Origin of the sequence: Tissierella sp. (genome assembly GCF_032104385.1) — a bacterium.
Taxonomy (GTDB): Bacteria; Bacillota; Clostridia; order Tissierellales; family Tissierellaceae; genus Tissierella.
Window position 1 is genome coordinate 1 of record NZ_DAMCHJ010000032.1, and the last position, 7422, is coordinate 7422.

The 7422-nt window shown below is 29.3% G+C and carries 10 protein-coding genes and 1 tRNA gene; 10 read left to right on the plus strand and 1 reads right to left on the minus strand.

Annotated features, from left to right (window positions below):
- The coding region (locus RT714_RS15770; protein WP_313758952.1) for an N-acetylmuramoyl-L-alanine amidase at window positions 1–487 on the plus strand (487 nt) is incomplete at its 5' end.
- 293 nt (window positions 488–780) lie between these two features.
- On the opposite strand, the gene RT714_RS15775 is transcribed toward RT714_RS15770, so the two are convergent.
- Window positions 781–987 carry an alpha/beta-type small acid-soluble spore protein gene (locus RT714_RS15775; protein WP_072975938.1) on the minus strand — a complete coding sequence of 69 codons (207 nt, stop codon included), beginning with the start codon at window positions 985–987 and terminating at the stop codon, window positions 781–783.
- Between the two features lie 232 nt (window positions 988–1219).
- On the opposite strand from RT714_RS15775, the gene RT714_RS15780 reads away from it, so the two are divergent.
- The 9 genes from RT714_RS15780 to RT714_RS15820 all read left to right on the plus strand — a co-directional run bounded on the left by RT714_RS15780 (window position 1220) and on the right by RT714_RS15820 (window position 7267).
- Window positions 1220–1996, plus strand: a complete 777-nt coding sequence (locus RT714_RS15780; RefSeq protein ID WP_313758954.1) for a polysaccharide deacetylase family protein — start codon at window positions 1220–1222, stop codon at window positions 1994–1996.
- A gap of 21 nt (window positions 1997–2017) precedes the next feature.
- Window positions 2018–2656 (plus strand): hypothetical protein, encoded by a 639-nt coding sequence (locus tag RT714_RS15785; protein WP_313758955.1) that lies wholly within the window; start codon window positions 2018–2020, stop codon window positions 2654–2656.
- Between the two features lie 207 nt (window positions 2657–2863).
- Complete coding sequence (locus tag RT714_RS15790) at window positions 2864–3538, plus strand: single-stranded DNA-binding protein (protein ID WP_313758957.1); 675 nt, start codon at window positions 2864–2866, stop codon at window positions 3536–3538.
- Window positions 3539–3616: 78 nt separating this feature from the next.
- On the plus strand, window positions 3617–4141 hold the full coding sequence (hpt, locus tag RT714_RS15795; protein ID WP_313758959.1) for a hypoxanthine phosphoribosyltransferase: 525 nt from the start codon (window positions 3617–3619) through the stop codon (window positions 4139–4141).
- A gap of 70 nt (window positions 4142–4211) precedes the next feature.
- Window positions 4212–5120: a CPBP family intramembrane glutamic endopeptidase gene (locus RT714_RS15800; protein ID WP_313758961.1), complete on the plus strand. Its 909-nt coding sequence runs from the start codon at window positions 4212–4214 to the stop codon at window positions 5118–5120.
- A 49-nt stretch (window positions 5121–5169) separates the two neighbouring features.
- Window positions 5170–5349, plus strand: coding sequence for a small, acid-soluble spore protein, alpha/beta type (locus tag RT714_RS15805; RefSeq protein WP_313758963.1), 180 nt, complete (start codon window positions 5170–5172; stop codon window positions 5347–5349).
- A 19-nt stretch (window positions 5350–5368) separates the two neighbouring features.
- On the plus strand, window positions 5369–6103 hold the full coding sequence (locus tag RT714_RS15810) for a methyltransferase domain-containing protein (protein ID WP_313758965.1): 735 nt from the start codon (window positions 5369–5371) through the stop codon (window positions 6101–6103).
- Between the two features lie 27 nt (window positions 6104–6130).
- Window positions 6131–7009 (plus strand): Hsp33 family molecular chaperone HslO, encoded by an 879-nt coding sequence (gene hslO, locus RT714_RS15815; protein WP_313758967.1) that lies wholly within the window; start codon window positions 6131–6133, stop codon window positions 7007–7009.
- Window positions 7010–7191: 182 nt separating this feature from the next.
- A tRNA-Phe gene (locus RT714_RS15820) sits at window positions 7192–7267 on the plus strand.
- The last annotated feature ends 155 nt before the right edge of the window (window positions 7268–7422 follow it).

The following is a 7422-nucleotide window of genomic DNA, read 5'->3' on the forward strand; positions in this document are numbered from 1 at the left end:
AGATGCCTATGTATCTATTCATTTTAATGCTTTAAATGCAATATGGGGTACTCATGGAGGAATAGAAACATATCATCACCCTAGTTCAATAAAAGGTAAGGAATTAGCGGAACTAATCCAGGATGAATTAATTAAAGAAACTGGACTAAGAGATAGAGGAGTTAAATCAGCTAATTTTCAAGTGTTAAGAGAAACAAAGATGGTGTCCATATTAGCAGAATGTGGATTTATGGACAATTTAGAAGAAGCTAAACTAATGCTAAATGAAAATTATCAGATGAGATGTGCTAGAGCTATAGCTAAAGGAATCTGTAAATATTTTGGTGTTGAGTATAAAGAAGAAAAGAAAGATGAACCTTCCCCATGGGCAGCTGATGATTGGGAATGGGGAGTTAAAAATAACATAGTAGATGGTAAAAATCCTCAAGGTATACCTACAAGAGAGCAAATTATATCTATGATAAGAAGAAGTAAAAATATTGACTAGAATTAGTTTTAGCTTTCTTATTGGAAATCTTATTGTGGATTTTAAAATAAAGAGATTCGATAGGAGAAAAATTTAGATAAGAACAAATAGAATAGAACCATTAGTTTCTGTTTTTTTAACGTCAAAAATAGTTTTACTTATTTGTCTTTAATAGTTGTTTTAATTTTTATAAAATCGTGTGAATATGTGTATTTAATGTCATTTGCATTTATAATGAGCAATAGAGAATTAAAAATACTATAAAAAAAAGAGAAGTGGAATTCCACTTCTCTTTTTTTCTTGTTATTCTAATATTATTTTCCAGCTAATTGATTTTGAGCAGACTCAACTAATTTTTTTACCATATATCCGCCTACATATCCATTTTGTCTTGAGGTTAAATTTCCTTTATCCATAGAATTATAATTTGTCATACCTAGTTCATTTGCTATTTCTAATTTCATTTGGTTTAAGGCTGCTCTAGCTTCTGGAACAACTATTCTGTTACTATTATTAGCCATTTTATAAACCTCCTTTTTCAACAACAAAATCTGTCGTTGTAATATTAATATAACCTTTAGAAAAAAATATATTCTGGTAAATAATTATAAATTGTATAAGTATAGGTAGTTTAGTTAATAATTATAATTTAATTTAATTTTATAATTAATGGATTACATTGAGGATATTTTGTAATATAAATTTAAATTTGGAATAAATTATATAATATAAGTATTTGGAGGGGGTGTAGTTGTGAGGAACAGATATTATAGGAATGATATTAACATTACTGTTAGATTGTTAGTAATTTTATGCGTATCATTAGTTTTTTTGGTATACGTTACGGTTAAAACAACAGGAAATATAGCAGCCGTATTTGCTCCAACAAAAGAACTACCTATATATAGCGTTGAGATACCGGAGAAGAAAATTGCCATAAGCTTTGATGCAGCTTGGGGCAATGAATACACCAATTGTATATTGGATACACTAGATAAATACAATGTAAAGAGTACATTCTTTTTAGTAGGATTTTGGGTAGATAAATATCCGGAAGATGTAAAGGAAATCGCAAAAAGGGGTCATGATGTAGGAAATCATTCAACTACTCATCCAAATATGCCCCAGTTAAGTCAAGAAAAAATATTGGAAGAAATTAATACAACAGGAGAAAAAATTGAAGAACTAACAGGAAAAAAACCAATATTGTTTAGACCACCTTTTGGTGATTACAATGATAATCTTATTCGTATATGTAGGGAGAATGGATATTATGCAATACAGTGGGATGTTGATTCTCTTGACTGGAAAGAGTTAGGGGTGCAGCCTGTCGTTGATAGAGTAACAAGGAACGTAAGAAATGGTTCCATTGTATTGTTCCACAACAATGCAAAATATATTAGTGAATATTTGCCATTGGTTATTGAAAGATTGCAGGAAAATGGTTATGAAATAGTACCTATTTCTGAATTGATATATAAAGAGGATTTTACAATGGATAATACTGGAAGGCAGATTTTAACAAAATAAATAAGGATTTGGGGCGATATAGTGAAGGAGCAACAAATGATAATAATTGGGATAGTTGAAAATACTTTAGAAAGAACAACTTTTAAACTCTTAAAAAAGATATTTTGCATATCCAATTATGTTATATATTATGAAAATCAATATGGAAATATGGCAATATTGAATAAAGAAAATAATATTATATTCATAATTGATATAAGTCCTAATTTAATAATGCCTTTGAAGGAAATCGGAATAGACTTTAATATATTAATCCATACCTTCCTAAATACGGAGGATTATGAAAATCAAAATTTACAGCAATTATTTAGTAAATCAGAATATGTAGTAATAAATTGTGACGAGGATAAGTGGAATTATCTCTTAGATAATAACATTAAATCAATAGTTATAACTTATGGATTTAATAATAAAGCGACTATAAATCCATCTAGTTATAATATTGACGATGTAATGGAGTTAAACATATGTTTTCAAAGAGAAATAAAAGGAATAAATAGTACTACAATCGAACCATTTGAATTGCCTATAAAGATTCACTCCACAGAGAAACTAGATATTTATCCAGTTATAGCAACTATTACCTGTATTTTACTTCTAGGTATAGATGAATTTTCTATGGATAATTTTATGTATTCCAATGTCAATTTAATAAAATGAAGAAGATGTACTGAGCAAACAATTGAAAAAGTTTTAACAAATTTTCTATAAAAAAGAAGGAGTTTTAAAACTTTTGTCTAATAATAGATATATACGAAAGATGAATTTCTTATATCTATTATTTTTTGTTTTTATTCATATTACTTTTCTATGTGGAATATATTAGATATAGATTAAAAAACATAGGAATAGAGGGGGACAATAGCAATGCTTGATAAGATTATGGATACTAATAACGTAAGGTTAGTAGGGAAAGTGGTAAGTGAAAAAGTTTTTAGCCATGAAATGTACGGAGAAGGATTTTATAATATTGACTTAGAAGTACCTAGGTTGAGTGATTCAGTAGATTTGTTACCTGTTACAGTTTCAGAAAGGCTTATGGTAGATGTGGATTTGTCTATTGGGGGGTATATTATAGTAGAAGGACAACTGAGATCTTACAATAGATATATAGATAATGGGAATAGATTAGTTCTAACCATATTTGCAAAGGATATATATATGCCAAATGAAGATGAATTAACAGAAGCTTTGAAAAAGCCAAATGAAATTTATTTGGATGGGTATATATGTAAAAAACCAATTTATAGAACGACACCTTTTGGCAGAGAAATAACAGATATCTTAATGGCAGTCAATAGATCTTACAATAAATCTGATTACATACCGTGTATTTCATGGGGAAGAAATGCACGATTTTGTGAGAAGATGCTAGTAGGAGATCATATTAAACTTTGGGGAAGAATACAAAGTAGAGAATATCACAAAAAATTTGCTGATGGGGAGTTAGAGAAAAAAATTGCTTTTGAAGTATCAATATCAAAACTGGAATATGTGGAAAATGACAATAACAGATTGGCATTATGCGAAGAAGAATTATAAGATAATTTATAGATACAAAAATGATATTTAGTGCTATAATATTGATAATATTAATTTAATAGAGAGGAGAGAATTAGCTTGGATAGTAACAAAAGAGAAAGAACTCTTTATAGTAAAGAAGATATAGCTACTCGCGTTAAAGAATTAGGTAAAATCATATCTAAGGAATACAAAGATAAGAATCTATTAGTGATATCATTGCTTAGGGGTAGTTTTATTTTTGCTTCGGATTTGGTTAGAGAGTTATCCATACCAGTGGAGATTGATTTTATGACAACTGCTAGTTATGGACATGATGAAATATCATCAGGTAATGTGGAGATTGTACATGATATTAGGGCAGATATTGAAGGAAAAGATATTTTAATTGTAGATGATATTATTGATTCTGGATATACATTAAATAAGGTAAAGGAGATTTTAAGCCTAAAAAATCCAAATTCTGTTAAGATATGTGTAATGTTGGATAAGCCTAGTAGGAGAAAGGTAGATATAAATCCAGACTTTGTAGGATTTAGTATACCAGATGTCTTTATTGTGGGATATGGGCTTAATTATGGTGATCACTATAGGAATATACCATATATTTTTACATTTGACTAAAAATTCACCTACAGAATTATTCTGTAGGTGAATTTATTGTCATGAAAGTTATTTGAATGGAGATGAAAATATGAAAGAATCTAAAAGAAATTATATTCTAGAAGTTAATTTATTATATTTATTATTAGGACTTTTATTGTTTTTTCTTGGTTCAGTAGTACAAGACAGAGAAATATATTCAGGATTATTAATTACAGAATATATAATAATACTCATACCTAATTTAATCTATATGAAATCAAAGAAGATACCTTTAAAACAATCCTTAAGACTAAATAAAATTAGTTTAAGGCAAATAGGGTATATTATTTTGATTACGATTTTTTCTTATCCCATAGCAATATTTTTTAATACTTTAGTAATGACTATATTGGGTTTTTTTGGAGAATTGATACCTAGTTCTGTTCCTTTACCTGAGAATATGGGATTATATTTTTTAAGTATTTTTATTATAGCTTTAGCACCGGGTATATGTGAAGAAGTCATGTTTAGAGGTGCCATGATGGATGCATATAGTATAATGGGAAAAAAGAAAGCAATAATTTACTCAGCTTTCTTATTTGGACTTTTCCATTTAAACCTTCAAAATCTATTGGGACCTATATTTCTTGGGATAATATTCGGAATCATAGTATATAAGACTAACTCAATTTATTCTTCTATACTTGCTCATATTTTAAATAATAGTATAGCCATGACAATTGGATATTTTGGAATGAAGGCTCAAAGTGAAATTGGGGAGATTAAAGCTTATGAAGTGCCAAATCAAATCCAAATGTTAATTTTACTCTTGACAATAGGTATATTTGCTTTAATATCATCTATTATTCTTATAAAATTAATAAAGAAATTGCCACCAGGAGAGATTATTATAAAAGATGATGTGCAATATGAAGATACTAAGTTTGTATACTATCTTCCAATAGTAGGTATCATATTTTTATTTATAATCATAAACATTAAATATTTATTCATTTAAGAATAATTGAAGGGGTTCTTTCTCATAATAGTATTAGGAGGAAGATAATATGAAAAAAGAAAAAATAGAAACATTAGAAGATAAACTAAAATATGAAATAGCTGAAGAGCTTGGATTAACGGAGAAAATTAAAGAAGTAGGATGGGCAGGATTAACTGCTAAAGAATCTGGTAGAATAGGTGGATTAATTACTGTAAGGAAAAGAGAAATGAATAAGAAAAACAAATAAAATAAAAAGGGGGGGCAATATGTACGATAAATTTGCTAATATTTATGATGAATTAATGATGGATTTTAACTATGAGGATTGGTTTAATTATATAGAGGAAATATTTAAAAGGTATGATAAAAAACCTAATAGAATTATAGAGATGGCCTGTGGAACAGGAAACCTTTCCTACTATCTAGCTAAGAAAGGATATACTTTAACTTGTTTTGATTTATCAGATAATATGCTATCTCAAGCTTATGAAAAGCTAAGAAGATTTAAAAATGTAAAATTAATAAGGCAAAATATGATAGACTTTAATTTAAAGGGGTCTTATGATTCGGTTATCTCTATATGTGATAGCATAAATTATATAATAGATGAGGAAGAACTAGCTAAAACATTTAAAAATGTCTGGAATCATTTAGATGATGGTGGTATATTTATATTTGATATAAATTCTTTTTATAAATTAAAGTATATTATAGGGAATAATATTTTTGTAGAGGATAGGGAAGAAGTATTTTATACTTGGCAGAATTATTATGATGAAAATAAAAATATTTGTGAATTTTATTTGACATTTTTCTATAGTGAGGATGAAGAATTATATGAAAGATTTGATGAAGAGCATAGGGAGAAAGCTTATGAATTAGATGAAATAATAGGATTGCTTAAGAAAGCAGGGTTTACGTATATAGACTGTTTTCAAGCATTTGGATTTGAAAAACCAGTGGAAAAGACAGAGAGAATAAATTTTGTTGCAATAAAATGATAAATATAGATTTTGGGAGTGATTAGGATGAAAGATTATTTAATAAGGGGTATAGATAAAACGGGTAATATTCGAATATTTGTAGCTACTACAACTAGTATGGTAGAGAAGGCAAGGAATACTCATAATACTTCACCAACAGCTACAGCAGCATTAGGCAGAGCATTGACAGCAGCAGCTATGATGGGAGTAATGATGAAAAATGAAGATGATAGACTTACATTAAAGATTTCTGGAGACGGACCAATAGGAACTATTATGATGGTAGCAAATAATAAAGGAGTAGTTAAAGGATATGTAGATTACCCCTATGCAGATGTACCTAGCAGAGAAGATGGTAAATTAGATGTAGGCAGACTTGTAGGTTCAAATGGTACTATTACTACTATTATGGATCTAGGACTTAAGGATCCTTATGTTGGACAAGCTAATTTGGTAACAGGAGAAATTGCTGAGGATCTGGCAATGTATTATGTATTATCTGAGCAGCAGCCATCAGCTATAGGTTTGGGGGTATTAGTTGATAAAGATATATCTGTTAAAGCATCTGGTGGATATATAATTCAATTATTACCAGATGTATCAGATGAGGATATAAATAAAATCGAAGAAGCAATATCAAAAACACCATCAATATCTTCTTTAATAGATAGAGGATTATCGCCAGAAGATATTATGGAAGAGCTATTAAAAGAATTTGAGATGGAGATTTTAGATAAGGTAGACATTAGCTATAGTTGTGATTGTTCTAGAGAAAGGATTGAAAATGTGCTACTTAGTGTAGGAAAAGAAGAAATAAAAGCTATGATAGAGGAGGATGGTAAGGCTGAATTAGTTTGTCATTTCTGTAATACCAAGTATTATTTTTCAAAAGAAGAATTAGAAAAATTGCTAGTTGACAAATAGAGGAAATTATTATATACTATGTGTTGTTGTGTTTGCAGTAGCAAACATCACGCTCGGATAGCTCAGTCGGTATAAGCAGGGGACCAAAATGGTGGTTTTCGATTTTGTGTACATCGCTTAGTCCTTGATTGGTATATCAGGTCAGAGAAGTAAGCAATATCTGCCAATATGGCAGTTATCATGCCCGGATAGCTCAGTCGGTAGAGCAGTAGACTGAAAATCTACGTGTCGCTGGTTCGATTCCGGCTCCGGGCACCAATTATACTTTATAGAATATAATTTGAAAAGTATAAAAGAGTTATTGACAATTTATAGTAGTTTGTGTTATTATAATAAGGCAGTGAAAATCTTGCGGAAATGGCTCAGTGGTAGAGCATCGCCTTGCCAAGGCGAGGGTCGCGAGTTCGAATCTC